This window comes from Paraburkholderia sp. J10-1, assembly GCF_905220165.1.
Taxonomy (GTDB): domain Bacteria; phylum Pseudomonadota; class Gammaproteobacteria; order Burkholderiales; family Burkholderiaceae; genus Paraburkholderia.
Genome location: NZ_CAJMYW010000016.1, coordinates 64091 through 80612 on the forward strand (window position 1 = coordinate 64091; position 16522 = coordinate 80612).

Annotated in this window: 14 protein-coding genes; 8 read left to right on the forward strand and 6 right to left on the reverse strand. The window is 68.8% G+C overall.

Translation table 11 applies throughout. From position 1 onward, the window contains the following. Positions 1–230 precede the first annotated feature (230 nt). A complete protein-coding gene (locus tag U5A65_RS33075; RefSeq protein WP_321948957.1) occupies positions 231–1859 on the reverse strand; it encodes a GMC family oxidoreductase in 1629 nt (542 codons plus the stop codon). Positions 1860–2332: 473 nt separating this feature from the next. Between U5A65_RS33075 and U5A65_RS33080 the strand changes: the two genes are divergently transcribed. Both U5A65_RS33080 and U5A65_RS33085 read left to right on the forward strand, forming a co-directional pair. After that, on the forward strand, positions 2333–4054 hold the full coding sequence (locus U5A65_RS33080) for an isovaleryl-CoA dehydrogenase (protein ID WP_321948958.1): 1722 nt from the start codon (positions 2333–2335) through the stop codon (positions 4052–4054). Positions 4055–4137: 83 nt separating this feature from the next. Further along, positions 4138–5589, forward strand: a complete 1452-nt coding sequence (locus U5A65_RS33085) for a coniferyl aldehyde dehydrogenase (protein ID WP_321948959.1) — start codon at positions 4138–4140, stop codon at positions 5587–5589. On the opposite strand, the gene U5A65_RS33090 is transcribed toward U5A65_RS33085, so the two are convergent. From U5A65_RS33090 to fliE, 5 genes are all read right to left on the reverse strand, one after another. Next, a complete protein-coding gene (locus U5A65_RS33090) occupies positions 5567–5989 on the reverse strand; it encodes an EscU/YscU/HrcU family type III secretion system export apparatus switch protein (protein ID WP_321948960.1) in 423 nt (140 codons plus the stop codon). The genes U5A65_RS33085 and U5A65_RS33090 overlap by 23 nt on opposite strands. Continuing rightward, on the reverse strand, positions 5989–7530 hold the full coding sequence (locus U5A65_RS33095) for a flagellar hook-length control protein FliK (RefSeq protein ID WP_321948961.1): 1542 nt from the start codon (positions 7528–7530) through the stop codon (positions 5989–5991). The genes U5A65_RS33090 and U5A65_RS33095 overlap by 1 nt, the downstream gene beginning before the upstream one ends. A gap of 84 nt (positions 7531–7614) precedes the next feature. Beyond that, positions 7615–7947: a flagellar protein FliT gene (locus tag U5A65_RS33100; protein ID WP_321915321.1), complete on the reverse strand. Its 333-nt coding sequence runs from the start codon at positions 7945–7947 to the stop codon at positions 7615–7617. Beyond that, complete coding sequence (fliS, locus tag U5A65_RS33105; RefSeq protein WP_321915322.1) at positions 7944–8390, reverse strand: flagellar export chaperone FliS; 447 nt, start codon at positions 8388–8390, stop codon at positions 7944–7946. The genes U5A65_RS33100 and fliS overlap by 4 nt, the downstream gene beginning before the upstream one ends. Before the next feature lie 135 nt (positions 8391–8525). After that, on the reverse strand, positions 8526–8861 hold the full coding sequence (gene fliE, locus U5A65_RS33110) for a flagellar hook-basal body complex protein FliE (protein ID WP_321915323.1): 336 nt from the start codon (positions 8859–8861) through the stop codon (positions 8526–8528). A gap of 298 nt (positions 8862–9159) precedes the next feature. On the opposite strand from fliE, the gene fliF reads away from it, so the two are divergent. Genes fliF through U5A65_RS33140 form a run of 6 tightly spaced genes read left to right on the forward strand, consistent with a single transcriptional unit; the run spans position 9160 to position 16353 of the window. Then, on the forward strand, positions 9160–10968 hold the full coding sequence (fliF, locus tag U5A65_RS33115) for a flagellar basal-body MS-ring/collar protein FliF (RefSeq protein ID WP_321915324.1): 1809 nt from the start codon (positions 9160–9162) through the stop codon (positions 10966–10968). After that, the gene (gene fliG / locus U5A65_RS33120; RefSeq protein ID WP_321915325.1) at positions 10958–11953 is read left to right on the forward strand and encodes a flagellar motor switch protein FliG; all 996 of its coding nucleotides are present in this window, start codon (positions 10958–10960) and stop codon (positions 11951–11953) included. Before fliF ends, fliG begins: the two co-directional genes overlap by 11 nt. Continuing rightward, the gene (gene fliH, locus U5A65_RS33125; protein ID WP_321915326.1) at positions 11946–12623 is read left to right on the forward strand and encodes a flagellar assembly protein FliH; all 678 of its coding nucleotides are present in this window, start codon (positions 11946–11948) and stop codon (positions 12621–12623) included. The genes fliG and fliH overlap by 8 nt, the downstream gene beginning before the upstream one ends. Further along, a complete protein-coding gene (gene fliI / locus U5A65_RS33130) occupies positions 12617–14317 on the forward strand; it encodes a flagellar protein export ATPase FliI (protein WP_321937074.1) in 1701 nt (566 codons plus the stop codon). Before fliH ends, fliI begins: the two co-directional genes overlap by 7 nt. Continuing rightward, positions 14314–14766, forward strand: a complete 453-nt coding sequence (fliJ, locus tag U5A65_RS33135) for a flagellar export protein FliJ (RefSeq protein ID WP_321915328.1) — start codon at positions 14314–14316, stop codon at positions 14764–14766. The genes fliI and fliJ overlap by 4 nt, the downstream gene beginning before the upstream one ends. 21 nt (positions 14767–14787) lie before the next feature. Beyond that, a complete protein-coding gene (locus U5A65_RS33140) occupies positions 14788–16353 on the forward strand; it encodes a flagellar hook-length control protein FliK (protein ID WP_321948962.1) in 1566 nt (521 codons plus the stop codon). Positions 16354–16522 lie beyond the last annotated feature (169 nt).

The following is a 16522-nucleotide window of genomic DNA, read 5'->3' on the forward strand; positions in this document are numbered from 1 at the left end:
TTCGCGGACGCGCCACCTGACACGCCCAAATGCGAGCGCGATTATAGGGAGTGCGAAATCTCGAAAAAGCACGCGAACGGCAAACCGCACATTGTTTGACGAAAAGCCCCGAAAATCTGGACTAGTCGCGACATTGCGCGATGTTGCGGTTGCAACGGGACGACGATGCGCCTCGCTGGCAAGCCTGCGATGAGCCCATGCAATGAAGTAGGAAAAAGCGAAATCGGGCGTCAGGCGTCGATGCGCTGAGGCACCGTATCGCGCGCGTATCTTGCTTGTGCGATGAAGTCGGCCGCACGCTCGCCGATCATCACGCTCGGCGCATTCGTGTTGCCGCCGATGAGTGTCGGCATGACCGAGGCGTCGGCAATGCGCAGACCCTCCACGCCGCGCACGCGCAATTGCGGATCGACGACGGAGCGCGCGTCGCCGCCCATGCGGCAGGTCGCAACGGGGTGATAGATCGTATCGGCGTGGCGGGCGATCGTGTCGCGCAGTTGCGCGTCGCTCTGCTCGCCATGTGTGTAGAGTTCGCGGCCACCCAACTGCGCGAGCGCGGGCGCGTCGAGTATGCGCCGCGCAAGACGCGCGCCCTGCACGAGCGCGTCAAGGTCGCGCGTATCGGAGAGAAAGCGCGGATCGATCACCGGCGCCACGCGCGCGTCGGCGCTCGCGAGCGTGACCGTGCCGCGGCTCGCCGGGCGCAGCACGCACACGTGCAGCGAATAGCCGTGGCCCCAATGCAAACGGCGACTGTGATCGTCGACGAGCGCCGTGCAAAAGTGCAGCTGCAGGTCGGGCCGGTCGAGTTCGGGGCGGCTCTTCAGAAAGCCGCCCGCCTCCGCCACATTGGTCGTGAGCATGCCGCGCCGCCCGCGCAGATAACGCACGAAGCCCGCGGTCATGCGCGCCGCGCCGCGCAGCGAGTAGCCCACGGTCTCGCTCGAATGCACGCGCTTGTTGAAGGTGAAATCGATATGGTCGATCAGATTGCGGCCGACTTCGGGCGCGTCGTGGCGCACTGCAATGCCAAGTGCGCGCAGATCGTCGGCGGGGCCGATGCCCGAGCACATGAGCACTTGCGGCGAGTTGAACGCACCCGCCGCCAGGATCACCTCGGCGCGCGCCTGCAGTGTTTTGGTCACGCCGCCGCGCGCAAGCTCCACGCCGCTTGCGCGCGCGCCGTCGAAGGTCACGCGCAGGACTGTCGCGTTGGCGATCAAGTGCAGGTTCGGCCGCTCGCGCGCATACAAATACGCGCGCGCCACCGTGCAGCGTTCGCCGCCGCGCTGCGTCACCTGATAGAAGCCGACGCCCTCCTGCTCCTCGCCATTGAAGTCGTCGTTGAGCCGGAAGCCCGCCTCGCGCGCGGCCTCGACGAAGCGCACGGCCACCGGATTGCGCTCGCGCAAGTCGGTCACGCTTAGCGGCCCGCCCGCGCCATGCCAGGCGCTCGCGCCGCGCTCGTTGTCCTCGGCGCGCAAAAAGTACGGCAGCACGTCGCGCCACGCCCAGTCCGTGCAGCCGAGCTGCGCCCATTCGTCGTAGTCGAGCGGATGGCCACGCGTGTAGATCATCGCGTTGATGGCGCTCGAGCCGCCGAAGCCGCGGCCGCGTGGCTGGTAACCGCGCCGCCCGGCGAGCCCCGGCTGCGGCACGGTTTCATAGGCGTAGTTGTTTTTCGTGCGAAACGGCACGAGCGCGGCAACGCCAAGCGGCATGTTGACGAACGGATTGCGCGCCGTGTGTGGCCCGGCTTCGACGAGCGCGATGCTCGCCTGCGGACAACGATCGGCCAGGCGCCCCGCCAGCGACGCGCCGCCCGAGCCGCCGCCTACGATGATGTAGTCGTATTCCATCGTCTCCCTCTGTCGGCCGCAGTTAGCGCTTTAGCGCTTACTGCGGCCCCATGCAAAGCGGTCGGCCGCAGCGCTTTAGCGCTTACTGCGGCCCCATGCAAAGCATCCGCGTCCGGAGTAAGGTGGCGTGCTATTTGCACGCTCGTTCGTTTTCGGATTCAATGGCGCATTGTAGGAAGCGTCTGATTCCGAGGTCAGCTTTTATGTCAGAGCATCCCCTCTAAACCTGACGGCTAATCGCCGCCTATGATGGAAGGCGGTTCAGCCGCCAGCGCTGGAACCCGAAAGCGTCCGGACAGCATAAGCAGCACAGGGAGCGCTGGAGCGCACAAGAATCACTCACCTCACGGACGCTTCACATGGAGCGGCCGCTGCGCACGCCTCCCCGTCACGACGACAGCGAACACAACACGAACGGCCGCGCGTGAAGCACGCCGCGCCCGCAGCAGCAGCCTTGCATCGGAGACAGGCAGATGAACCCGACGGAAGCCACGCATCGCCCCGGCACGACCCACGAAGTCACGAATCAGGCGCCGCCGCTCGCCGACTACAACCTCTTCACCACCGACGCCGCGCTCGGCGAGGCCCTCGCGCGCGCGGGCGGGGACTGGCACCGCGAAACGCTCACGCGCCACGGCGAAACGCTCGGCAAAGCCGAAACGCTCGCGCTCGCCGACCTCGCCAACCGCCACGAGCCCGAACTGCACACGCACAGCCCGCGTGGCGAACGGATCGACGCGATCGAATTCCACCCCGCCTGGCACGAACTGCTGGCGCTGCTGCGCGAGCAAGGGCTGCACGCGCTGCCGTACTCGGACCCGCAGCCCGGCGCGATGGCCGCGCGCTGCGCAGGCTACTTCCTGCATGCGCAGCTCGAATCGGGGTCGCTGTGCCCGCTCACCATGACGTTCGCGAGCATTGCCGTGCTGCAGCGCGAGCCGGCGCTGTTCGACACGCTGCGCGCGCCGCTCTACACCCGCGAGCACGACGCGCGCGACCTGCCGCTCGCGCAAAAGCGCTCGATGATGATCGGCATGGGCATGACGGAGAAGCAAGGCGGCTCCGACGTGCGCAGCAACCGCACCGAGGCGCGGCCAGCGGGCGTCGAAACGGGACGCGGCGCGGCGTATCTGCTCACCGGCCACAAGTGGTTTTTCTCGGCGCCGCAGTGCGACGCGCATCTCGTGCTCGCGCGCACCACGGAGCACGACGGACTTTCATGCTTCTTCGTGCCGCGCTACCGGCCGGACGGCACGAAAAACGCGGTGAACGTGCAGCGCCTGAAGAACAAGCTCGGCAACCGCTCGAATGCGAGCAGCGAAGTGGAATTCTTCGACGCATACGGCGTCATGATCGGCGACGAAGGCCGCGGCGTGCCGACCATCATCGAGATGGCGAACTACACGCGGCTCGACTGCGTGATCGGCAGCGCGGCGCTCATGCGTGCGGCGCTCGTGCAGGCGATTCACCACGCGCGCCACCGCAGCGCGTTCGGCCGCGTGCTCGCCGAGCAGCCGCTCATGCAAAACGTGCTCGCCGATCTCGCGCTCGAATCGGAAGCGGCGACGGCGCTTTTTATGCGCCTTGCGCGCGCGTTCGAAGACAGCGCCGACGCGAAACCCGGCGACACGGACGACAGGTCGCTCGAAGCGCGCGCCTGGCGACGCATCGTCACGCCGGCGGCGAAGTTCTGGGTTTGCAAGCGCGCGCTCGCGTTCACCGGCGAGGCCATGGAGGTATGGGGCGGCAACGGCTACGTCGAGGAAGGGCCGATGGCGCGCTTTTACCGTGAAGCGCCCGTCAATTCGATCTGGGAAGGCTCGGGCAACGTGATGTGCCTCGACGTGCTGCGCGCGCTGGAGCGCGAAGCCGACGCGGCCCAGGCACTCTTTCTCGCGTGGCGCCGCGACGCCCAGACTCACCCGGTGCTGAACGCCGCGCTCGACCGCCTCTCGGTGCTGCTCAACGGGGCGCCCGGCACGCGCGAGGCGAGCGCGCGGCGCATCGCGCAGCAAATCGTGCTGATCGCGCAGGCCATGCTGCTGCGCGACGGGCCGCCGGAAATGGCGCAGGCGTTCATCGCCACGCGCCTCGACGAGCACGACGCCGACTGCGACCGCGTATTCGGCACGCTGCCCGCGCGCTTCGATCACGCCGCGATCATTGAGCGGGCGTTTCCGTCGCGTTCGGTTTGACTCCGCATGTGACCCGACTGCATGACCCGATTTTCCTGTTCGCGCACGCGGCACAGCGTGCGCGAACCCCACGAGGACCGACCATGAAGCAGGACCTGCCCGAAGACTTCGCCCGCCACGCGTACGGCGCGCCCGACGATCCGCGCGCCGCGCTCGACACGCTGCTCGCCGCGCAGCGCGAAGCCTTCCTGCGCGACCCGTTCCCGTCCTGGGAAGCACGCGCGCGCCATCTGAAGGCGCTGCGCGATGTGCTGTTCTCGCACCGCGACGCGCTCGCCGACGCGATGAACGCCGACTTCGGCCAGCGCTCGAAGGCGGAAGTCGCGCTCGCGGAATTCGTCGTGCTCAAACAGGAGATCGATGCGGCGCTCGGGCACGGCGCGCGGTGGATGAAGCCGCGGCGCCGGCCGGTGGGCAAATGGCTGCTGCCGGGCCGCGCGAAGGTGGTGCCGCAGCCGCTTGGCGTGGCGGGCATCGTCGTGCCGTGGAACTACCCGCTGCTGCTCGCCGCGAGCCCGCTCGTGTGCGCGCTCGCGGCAGGCAACCGCGCGATGATCAAGATGTCGGAGCTTACGCCGCGCACGTCCGCGCTCTTCGAGGCACTGATCGGCAAGACGTTCGCGCGCGACCACGTGGCGGTCGTGAACGGCGACGCAACGGTTGGCGCCGCCTTCAGCGCCCTGCCGTTCGACCATCTGCTCTTCACCGGTTCAACGCGCGTGGGGCACGAGGTCATGCGCGCCGCAGCCGCGAACCTCACGCCGGTCACGCTCGAACTGGGCGGCAAGTCGCCCGTGATCATAGGCGTTGAGGCGCGCCTGAACTACGCCGTGGACAGCCTGCTGCTCGGCAAGACGCTGAACGCGGGGCAAACCTGCATCGCGCCCGACTACGTGCTGCTGCCGCGCGGCCAGGAGGAGGCGTTCATCGCCCGCGCGCGCACGCGCTTCGCCCAGCTCTATCCGGACTTCGCGAACAACCGCGATTACACGTCGATCATCTCGGCGCGCCACTTCGAGCGCCTGCAACGTCTCGCCGACGAAGCGCAGGCGAGCGGCGCGCAACTGCACGCGCTCGGCACGCACGACGCCGCCACGCGGCGCTTCGCGCCCGTCATCGTGACGAACGCCGGCGCGCACACGGCGCTCATGCAGGAGGAAATCTTCGGGCCGCTCCTGCCGCTCGTGCCCTACGACACGCTCGACGAGGCGTTGCGCTACGTGAACGCGCGCCCTCGCCCACTCTCGCTCTACCTGTATGCCGACGACGCGCGCACGGTCGAACGCGTGACGCGCGAAACGGTCGCGGGCGGGATGTCGGTGAACGAGACGCTCATGCACATCGCCGCCGAAGGACTGCCGTTCGGCGGCGTTGGCGCGAGCGGCATGGGCGCGTATCACGGCTACGAGGGCTTCGTCACGTTCTCGAAGATGAAGCCCGTCTTCACCCAGGCACGGCTGAACGCGCGCGGGCTCATCGCGCCGCCCTACGGCAAGCGCTTCGCGTTGCTGATCAAGATGATGTTGAAGGGTTGAACGGCAGCGCGGGCGGCCCGCCGCGCGGGCCGCCGACCCGGCGAACGTCGCTGATGTCGTGCAGGGGACTGCCGGCTGCTGCTGCGGCCGACGTGCCAGTTTGCGCTTGCGCGGCCGCTTTGGCTTTCGCGTCGTTTTCCGCTTCGAGGCGGTGCAGCCAGGCTAGCAATTCGGCCACCGCCTGGTACAGCTGCGGCGGGATCTTCGCGTCGAGGTCCACGCGCATGAGCAGCGAGACCATCTCCGGCGCTTCGTGCACATAGAGGCCCGCTTCCTTCGCGCGCTGCACGATCATCTCCGCGACGAGGCCGTAGCCCTTCGCGACCACGCGCGGCGCGCCGTCGCCTTCGGGAGCGTCGTAGGCGAGCGCGGCGGCGCTCCTGCGGTGCGTGCGGCTCATCACAGCTCCCAGTTCTGGTCGTGGTTCGGGTGATCGCTAGTGTCGGCGCTCGTTCGCGCGGCGGACGCATCCGCTGCGGCGCCCGCCTGCGCGCTGGCCGCGGCGGATGTGTTTTGCGCGGCGTAGGCGTTCGCAGCGCTCGCGGCTCTCGCCGCCTCGGCCGGATTTGCCGCCGCGCCGCTGCCGATCTCGCGAATCGATAGCCCGGCGAGCGTGAGCCCGAGCGCTTCGAGCCGCCCGCGCAGCCACTCGCTCTCCGCAGTCAGGCGCGCGGCGCCGCCCGCGCTCGCCTGCACCCGCACGGCGAGCGTCGAGCCCGTGAGCGTGAGTTCCGCGTCGACGGTGCCGAGCTTCGGCAGCGCAAGCGTGAGGCGCGTGCGCCATGGAATGTCGTCGGCGTCGACACCGGCTGCGCCCGAGTGCGAGTCGCGGGCATCGTAATCGTCTTGCTGGATGCTCCAGTCCACCCGCACGCCCGGCCAGGCCTCGCCATTCCAGCGAAACTCGCCGGTCGCGAGCAGATCGAGCTGCTGGCGAACGAGCGGAATCACAGCCGGATGGACCGACGGGCCGGCGGCCTGCGCCGCGGCCTCGTGCATGGCGGGCAGCAAGGTGTCGGCGAGCGCCGCGCGTGCCTGGGTCTGTGCCGTGGCCGAGGCCGTCTCGCCGTGCGGCTCCGCCAGCCCGGGGAATGCCCGCGCCAGTGCGGCATTGATCTGGCTTCCCGCGTTCGCAGCATTGCCCGCGTCCCCGCGTGCGCCTCCCGGCGCGTCCGCGAACGTTTCGGTCCATTGCACGTCGTCGATGTCGTCTGCGTCGTGGCTCCAGTCGAGCGGCAGTTGCGCGTGGGCGCCGAGCAGACGGTTCTGCGGCTCGTCGGCGAGTTCGGCGGGCGAGAGCTGGCCGCGCAGCCATTGCGCGAGGTGGGCTTCGTAGAAGAGTCCGCTCGAGCTCACCGTTTGCGCGAGCGACGCGGCGAGCGCGGCGACCGGGCCGGCTTGTGCGGCGGCTGCGGTTTGCGCAGTTTGTGCGGTCTGGGTGGTTTGCCCGGCTTGCGGATCTTGCGAGGACGCCGCCTGCGTGAAGGCCGCCGTCCCGGCGTCGGCCGCCCCGGTCAGTGCGCCGCCGGCCAGCCCCTGGGCCGCGAGCGCCACCTCCGCGAGCAGCGCGGCTTCCACGGCCTGCGCCGCCTGTGCCTCCTGGCCGGCGAGTCCTGGCAGCGGCAAAGCGCCGGCGCCGCCGGGCGCCGCATCGGCTTCGGGGTTGGCCCAGAGGGGGGCGCTGCCCACCACGGCGGGCGTCGCTTCGCCGCCCGAGCGGATGATGGCGTCGAGCGCCAGCGCAACCGCCGAAAGCACGGTCTGCGTGGAGTCCTGCGTACTGTTTGTGCTGGTTGCGGTGTCGGCGAGCGCGGCAGTGCCCGTTGCGAGCGCGGAGACGCCCGTTTGCGCCGCGCCGGAGGCGCCCTGCGGGCCGACCGGCGTGAGCGCCGCGATGCGGCTCGCGAGGAGCGCGGCGGCTCCGGTGTCGATTCCGTTCATGGTGTTCCGGATCTGCGCACAGCGCTGACCTGCCGGTTCATGGGGCGTTGCGCGCCGTGGCCTCCCGAGGCGCCACGCGCCGCGCTAACGGGCGCCGTAGATTTCCTGCAAGACCCGCGCGGGCTGCGCGGTGCCGTAAAAGAGCGCCGAAAGCCGCGCCATGCAAGGGCTGGCGAGATCGCGAATGGCGGCGTCGTCGGCGAGGATCTGGCGGATCAGCTCGTACTTGCGCGCCCGCTCGGAAACCGTGAGCCGTACCGCGGCTTCGGCGTCCTTCAAGGCATCGACGAGGACCCGGTACTCCTCCTGCAAGCCGATCAAATCGTTCCAGTGCGCATCGCGCGCCGCGTGGAGCATCTGCTCCGACACGGCCGCTATCGCTTCGTAGCGGGCGAAGTAGTCTGCTTTTGAAGTCATCTCATCAATGAGCCGGGCGATGACGCAGATGACTGTTCGGCCATCCTCGCCACTTCCGGCGCTATCCCCAACCAGGCTTCTTCGAGCGTAGCCAGCAGTCCGTCGACCTCGACCAGCATGGTCTCGCTCTGTTTAATATTGGCTTCCAGCAGGCGCCGCGTCATGTAGCTGTACAGCGAATTCAGGCGTTGAGCGATCTCGCCGCCCGCCTCGACGTTCAACGCGAGCTGAAGTCCGCTCTCGACAATCCGGATCGCCTTGGCGATCGCCTCGCAACGCGGGCCGACGTTGCCGGCCTGCAAATGCATACGTGCCTGCGCGATGGCTTGCCGCGCTCCCTGATACAGGAGCACGATCAGCTTGTGCGGGCTCGCACCCATGACCCCCGTTTCGACGCCCACGCGTGCATAGGCGTTAGCTCCAGATTGGGCAGGGGAAAACATCGGCGCTTCTCCTTGATACGTTTGGCTTGAGTGCGGTCGTCCGGCGCTTGCGCGAAGCACGAGCGACGGACTCTTCTAGCCGGGTTATCGGAACGTAGGGGAGGAAGCTTTAGCGCATTGACGAGGCGAAGGCCTTCACACCTGGATCTGCATGATGTCGGTGTAGGCGGCCACGAGCTTGTTGCGCACCTGCAATCCGAACTGGAAGCCGATGTTGGCTTTCTGCATGTCGACCATCACATCGTTGAGCGACACGTTGTTCGCGCCGAGTTCGAACGCCTGCGACTCGCCAACGGCCTTCTGCTGGGCGTCGCTGATCTGGTCGAGCGACGACTTGAGCGCCGCCGCGAACCCGCCGGCCGTGGCCGCGGCGGACTTTTCGTCGGCTGCGGTGGGGCCGCCGGCCGCCTGGGTCGCCATCGACTGCATCTGGGCCAGGGCGGACGTGAGCGGGGATACTGGCACGGTCATGTTTGCTCCACGAAAAGGGGACATGCGGGGGACATGCGGGGTGTTCCGGGGACGAGCCCCAAGGCCGGAATTTCGGCATTCCCGCGGCAATTCAGCGGGCCCGGCCAGCACGGCGACCTGACAGGACGCCGAATCTGGAGGAGAGCATAGCAGCGGGTGCGATTCGGCAGCCCCGAAACTAGGGGGAAAACCCGGCTCTATTCGCGCAATCGGCTTGCCAGCGGCCCCGGATAATGCGTCTCGTGAAAGTCTCCGCCATGCAAGGCGAGACCTGGAAGCCTCCGGAGATACCCGTCGCATGGATTCGACTGCCAATTCTTTGATCAACCCCGACGCCCGCATGGGCCTCGCCACCTCTGGCGCGGGCGCCGCGGCCGGCGCTGGCGCAGGCGCAGGCCTGGGCGGCGCGGAAGACCTCGGCGGCGGTTTCGCGCAACGCCTCGGTTCGCTCTCGTCGCTGCGCAACGTGCGCGGCAACCCGCGCGCGCCGCTCATTTTCGCCGTGGCGGTGCTCGTTGCCGTGGTCGCCGGCCTCGTGCTGTGGTCGCGCGCGCCCGACTACAAGGTGCTGTACAGCAACCTGTCGGACCGTGACGGCGGCGCCATCATTACGGCGCTCCAGGCCGCAAACGTTCCCTACAAGCTCTCGGACGTCGGCGGCGCGATTCTCGTGCCTTCCGAGCAGGTCAACGAAATGCGCCTGCGCCTCGCCTCCCAGGGCCTGCCCAAGAACGGCTCGGTCGGCTTCGAGCTGATGGACAACCAGAAGTTCGGCATCAGCCAGTTCGCCGAGCAGATCAACTACCAGCGCGCGCTCGAAGGCGAGCTCGAGCAAACGATTCAGTCGATCGCGAGCGTGAAGACGGCCCGCGTGCATCTGGCCATTCCGAAGCCTTCGGTGTTCGTGCGCGAGCGCGAAGCGCCCTCGGCCTCGGTGCTCGTGAACCTGTATCCGGGCCGCATTCTCGACGACGGCCAGGTCGCCGCGATCACGCACATGGTCGCTTCGGCCGTGCCGGACCTGCCGGTGCGCAACGTGACGGTGGTCGACCAGGACGGCAACCTCCTCACCCAGAGCGCCACGGGCGTGGGCCTCGACGCCTCGCAGCTCAAGTACGTGCGCCAGGTCGAACACGACACCCAGTCGCGTATCGACGCGATCCTCGCGCCCCTCTTCGGCGCCGGCAACGCGCGCTCGCAGGTGAGCGCCGACCTCGACTTCTCGAAGCTCGAGCAGACCTCCGAAGCCTACGGTCCGAACGCCAACCCGCAAGCCGCCGCCATCCGCAGCCAGCAGCAGAACATTTCGACGGAAATGCAGCAAAGCGGCGCGGGCGGCGTGCCCGGCGCGCTCACGAACCAGCCGCCGCAGCCGGCCTCCGCGCCGGTCAACGCGCCGGCGGGTGCGAACGGCGCGTCGGCCGCGGTGCCGGTTTCCGATCATCGCGACACCACGACGAACTACGAGCTCGACAAGACCGTGCGCCACTATCAGCAGGCGGCTGGCGACGTGAAGCGCCTGTCGGTCGCCGTGATCGTGAACTATCAGCAGAAGGTGGACGCCAAGGGCCACGCCACCATGCAGCCGCTCGACGCGCAGAAGCTCGCGCAGGTCGAGCAGCTCGTGAAGGACGCCATGGGCTACGACGCCAAGCGCGGCGACTCGGTGAACGTGGTGAACGCCGCGTTCCAGACCGACGTCGACCCGAACGCGAACCTGCCGTGGTGGCGTCAGCCGGACATCCTCGCACTCGCCAAGCAGATCGCGACGTGGCTCGGCATTGGCGCGGTGGCTCTGTTCCTCTACTTCGTGATGGTGAAGCCGGCGCTGCGCCGCGCGTTCCCGCCGCCCGAGCCGGTTGCGCCCGCGCTGCCCGGCATGGCCGACGGCGAGCCGCTGCTGCTCGACGGGCTCCCCGAAGCCGTGCGCATCGGCGGCGCCGGCGCGGAAGGCGAAGACAACGCGGAAAACGAAGCCGCCCTGCTCGCCTTCGAAAACGAGAAGAACAAGTTTGAACGCAACCTGGAATACGCGCGCAACATCGCGCGCCAGGATCCGAAGATCGTCGCAACCGTCGTGAAGAGCTGGGTGAACGATGAACGCTGAAGGCGCAACCAAGAGCGCGCTGCTGCTCATGTCGATCGGCGAACAGGAGGCCTCCGAGGTCTTCAAGTTCCTCGGTCCGCGCGAAGTGCAGAAAATCGGCGCCGCGATGGCGGCGCTCAAGAACGTCAAGCGCGAAGAGATCGAGGTCGTGCTGCAGGACTTCGTCAAGGAAGCCGAGCAGCACACCGGCTTCTCGCTCGACTCGAACGACTACATCCGCAACGTGCTCAACAAGGCACTGGGCGAGGACAAGGCCGGCGCGATCATCGACCGCATTCTGCAAGGCGGCGACACGAGCGGCATTGAAGGCCTCAAGTGGATGGATTCGGGGTCGGTGGCCGAACTCATCAAGAACGAGCACCCGCAGATCATCGCGACGATCCTCGTGCACCTCGACCGCGACCAGGCCTCGGAAATCGCTTCGTGCTTCACTGAGCGTCTGCGCAACGACGTGCTGCTGCGTATCGCGACGCTCGACGGCATCCAGCCGCAGGCGCTGCGCGAACTCGACGACGTGCTCACGAACCTGCTCTCGGGCAGCGACAACCTCAAGCGCAGCCCGATGGGCGGCATCCGCACGGCGGCCGAAATCCTCAACTTCATGACGAGCCAGCACGAAGAAGGGGTGATCGAGAACGTCCGCCAGTACGACGCGGAACTCGCTCAGAAGATCATCGATCAGATGTTCGTGTTCGAGAACCTGCTCGACCTCGAAGACCGCGCGATCCAGCTGCTGCTCAAGGAAGTCGAGTCGGAGTCGCTCATCATTTCGCTCAAGGGCGCGCCGCCCGCGCTGCGCCAGAAGTTCCTCGCGAACATGTCGCAGCGCGCGGCCGAACTGCTCGCCGAAGACCTCGACGCGCGCGGTCCGGTGCGCGTGTCGGAAGTCGAGGCGCAGCAGCGCCGCATCCTGCAGATCGTGCGCAACCTCGCCGAGAGCGGCCAGATCGTTCTAGGCGGCAAGGCAGAAGACGCTTATGTCTGACAGCAGCTCCGCGAACAGGCATCGCTCAGCGTACCAGCGCTGGGAGATGGCCTCGTTCGACCCGCCGCCTCCCCCGCCGCCGCCGCCCACGCCCGACGAAACGGCCGCGTTCGAAGCGCAGCTGCACGCGCTGCGCGACGCGGCGCACCAGGAAGGGCTCAAATCGGGCCACGTGGCGGGTCAGGCGCTCGGCTATCAGGCCGGGCACGAGCAAGGCCGCCAGCAGGGTTTCGAGCAAGGCCAGGCCGAAGCGCGTGCGCAGGCCATGCAGCTCGCGCTGCTGGCGCGGCGCTTTAGCGACGCGCTCGAAACGGCACAGGCCGGTGTGGCCGAGACGCTCGTCGAACTCGCGCTCGACATTGCGCAGCAGGTCGTGCGCCAGCACGTTCAGCACGACCCGACGGCGCTTGTCGCGGTCGCGCGCGAAGTGCTCGTGGCCGAGCCACAGCTTTCCGGCTCCCCGCAACTCGTGGTGAGCCCCGCCGATCTGCCGATCGTCGAGGCCTACCTGCTGGACGACCTTCAAACGCGCGGCTGGAGCGTGCGCACCGACCCCACGATCGAGCGCGGCGGCTGCCGCGCACAGGCCGCGACGGGCGAAACCGACGCCAGCATCCGCACGCGCTGGGAGCGCGTGACGGCCGCGCTCGGCAAGGCGCGGCCATGGTGAACCACCCGCAACCGCCGAGCCATCAGGCCATCCACACGGGCGGCCTCACGCCGCTCGAGCAGGAACTCGCGCTCGCGTCGTTCGGCCCGCTCGCGAGCGACCCCGCGCAGCTTGGCGCGTTGCTGGTCGGCGACCTCGACATTCCGGGCACGCGCAAGGCGCGGGAGCTGGGCGCCATCGACGCGATCGACGCCGCGCTGGCCGCGGACAGCCTCGAAGCGCCGCCAGGCCTGATGGATGACGGCGCGACCGGCACGCCGGTTGAGGCGAAGGCGCCGCCCGCGCCCTACGTGCCGCCGGCGAACTACGACCCGGCCAACCCGTTCCTCACGACGTGGAACGCGCAACTGCGCAGCTTTCGCGAGCGCAACGCGCTTGCCCTGCCGCTGCGCGGCTGCGGGCGTCTCACGCGCGCGGCGGGCCTCGTGCTCGAAGCGGTGGGGCTGCGCCTCGCCGTGGGCGCCGAGGTGATGATCGAACTGCCGCCGGGCAGCTCGCTGCCGATGGCCGAGGCGGAAGTGGTCGGCTTCGGCGGCGACAAACTTTTTCTGATGCCGACGACCGAAGTCGCGGGCCTGTTGCCCGGCGCGCGCGTCTGGCCGCTCGAAACCGCGCCGATCGCCGACCCGAAGGCGGGCGCCAAGCGCCTGCCGGTGGGCTGGGGCATGCTCGGCCGCGTGGTCGACGCCTCGGGCCGCCCGCTCGACGGCCTGGGTCCCCTGAACACCGAAGCCGACGCGCCGCTCACCGCGCCCGTCATCAATCCGCTGAACCGCGAGCCGATCCACAAGGTGCTCGACGTGGGCGTGCGCGCGATCAACTCGCTGCTCACGGTCGGGCGCGGCCAGCGCATGGGCCTGTTCGCGGGCTCGGGCGTGGGTAAATCGGTGCTGCTCGGCACGATGGCGCGCGCGACCAGTGCGGAAGTCATCGTGATCGGCCTGATCGGCGAGCGGGGCCGCGAAGTGAAGGAATTCATCGAGCAGATTCTCGGCGAGGACGGCCTCGCACGCTCGGTCGTCGTGGCGGCGCCCGCCGATGTGTCGCCGCTGCTGCGTATGCAGGCTGCCGCGTACACCACGTCGCTCGCCGAATATTTCCGCGACCAGGGCAAGCACGTGCTGCTGCTCATGGACTCGCTCACGCGCTATGCGATGGCGCAGCGCGAGATTGCGCTCGCCATCGGCGAGCCGCCCGCGACCAAGGGCTATCCGCCTTCGGTGTTCGCGAAGCTGCCGGCGCTCGTCGAGCGCACTGGCAACGGCCCTGAGGGCGGCGGCTCGATCACGGCGTTCTACACCGTGCTCACCGAAGGCGACGATCAGCAGGACCCGATCGCCGACTCGGCGCGCGCGATTCTCGACGGCCATATCGTGCTCTCGCGTGCGCTCGCCGAAGCGGGGCACTATCCGGCCATCGACATCGAGGCCTCGATCAGCCGCGCAATGACCGCGCTGATCGACGACCAGCATCTGAACCAGACGCGCGCGCTCAAGCAGATGCTTTCGCGCTATCAGCGCAACCGCGACCTCATCAACGTGGGTGCGTACGTGAGCGGGCGCGACGCCGTGCTCGACCGCGCAATCGCACTGTATCCGCGCATCGAGGCCTTTCTTCAGCAGGGTTTTCGCGAAACCGCGAACTATGATCAGAGCGTCGAGATGCTCGGCCAGCTGATCGGAGCCAGGACATGACGAAACAGACCGCGCTGCAAACCTTGATCGGCCTCGCCCAGGACGACGTCGACGCCGCCACGCAAAAGCTCGGCCGCGTCCAGCGCGAGCGCGGCGAGGTCGAAAAGCAGCTCGAAGCGCTCATCACCTACCGCGACGAGTATCACGCGCGCTTCACCGAATCGGCGCGCAGCGGCATGGCCGCGGGCAACGTGCGCAACTTCCAGGCCTTCATCGACACGCTCGACGCGGCGATCGAACAGCAGCGGCGCATGCTCGAGCAGGCCACCGCGCGCGTGGAGGCCGCCAAGCCCGAATGGCAGCGCAGCAAGCAGAAGCTCGGCTCCTACGAGGTCCTGCAAACCCGCCACGACGATGTGCAGGCCCGCAAGGACGCCCGCCGCGAACAGCGCGACGCCGACGAGCACGCCGCACGCGTGCTGCGCACGCGAACGTCGCAACACCCGTAATACGTTTTCGAGGCCGCCAGCATGTCGCTCCTCTCTTCCCTCTCCTCGATGTTCGGCGCCGCCGCCGACGCAGTGACGGGCAATTCCGCATCGAACGCGGCGTCGAATACGGCGTCGAACGCCATCAGCCAGGCCGACGCCGCCAGCCAGGGCTTCGCGCAGACGCTGCAACAGCAGATGAACGCACAAAGCGCGCAGGCCAGCCAGAACGCCCAGGCGGCGCAAAGCGCGCAGTCGAATGCCGCCGCGCAGTCGAACTCGAATGCGTCGAGCAGCAATGCCTCGTCGCAAAGCAGCAGTAGCAGCAGCACCTCGCAGACGTCGAACTCGAACTCGAGCCAGGGCTCGCAGTCCACCTCGAGCGCTGATCGCCGCGCCGCCGCGCGCTCCCAGCAAAAGCAGGCCGCGGACGCAGGCGCCCAAGCCGCCGCGGCGCAGGCTCAGCAAGCCTTGCAGGCGCAGCAGGCCCAGAACGGCACGAGCACCGACGCGAACGACGACAGCAGCCAGTCAGGCAGCCAGGCGAGCAGCGACAGCACGCTCGCAGGCGTCGCGTCCGCGGCCGCTGCGGCAGCCGCCACAGCCGCCACAGCCGCCGCCGGCGCGGCGGGCGACGGCACGGACACGGGCAACACGACTAGTGCCGGCGTTACGTCGGTGCACGACGCGCTGCAAGCCGCGCTCGCGCAGTTGCGCGGCGGCGCGGGCGCGCTCGCCACGCGGGCGGTGAACACGGCAGGCACGGCGGCAAACAGCGCAGCCACGGCCAGCACGGGCTCCGGCTCGGGCATCGCCAGCAGCTTCGCCTCGCATTTGAGCGCGAACGCCCAAAGCAAGGCATTCGGCACGGCAACGAGCAGCGGCGCAAGTGCCGACGCGGCCAAGGGCGTCACGACGACCGCCACCGACGCCGCGAAGGCCGCAACCGACGCGCTCACGGCAGCGGCGCAGCAGCAGGCAGGCGCCGCCACGCAGACCGACGTCACGGCGAGCACGGCCACGACCGATGCGCTCGCCGCCACCCAGGCCGCAGCGGTCGCCGCCGCGTCGGCCGCCCAGGCCCAGGCGGCTCAGGCCGCCAGCGCCAGCGCGAATCCGGCGGCCGCGGCCGCCGCCTCCGCTTCGATCGCGCCGCAGGTCGGCACGAACGACTGGGAAGACGCGCTCAGCCAGAAGGTGGTGTTCCTCTCGAACGCGCACCAGCAGTCGGCGGAACTCACGCTCAATCCAAAGGATCTCGGACCGCTCCAGGTTGTTCTGCAGGTCACGGAAAGCCACGCGCACGCGCTTTTCGTCTCGCAGCACCAGCAGGTGCGCGAGGCCGTCGAGGCGGCTCTGCCGAAGCTGCGCGAGGCCATGGAGCAGAACGGCATCGGCCTTGGCAGCGCGAGCGTGAGCGACGGCTTCTCGCGGCAGATGAACCAGCAGGCGCAGCAGGACGGCAGCGGTTCGGGCCGCTCCAGCGGTTCCGGTTCGGGCTCGGGTTCCGGCAGCACGCTGAGCGCGGCGGACACCGTGGACGACGCGCTCAGCACCGCCGCGAGCGTCACGCAGCGCTCCGTCGGCCTGATCGACACATTCGCCTGACGCGCCTCAAGCGCCATCCCCACCTCCCGACCTCCCCGGCCGGACCTGCCCGGCCGGACCTGCCCGGCACCTTCGGACAATGCAGCCGCGTACGCGGCTGCTTTACGTCTGCCCCACGCTCGCATGACGCGCCCGGCTTGCCGCGGCGCGCAACAAAACCACGAGATAG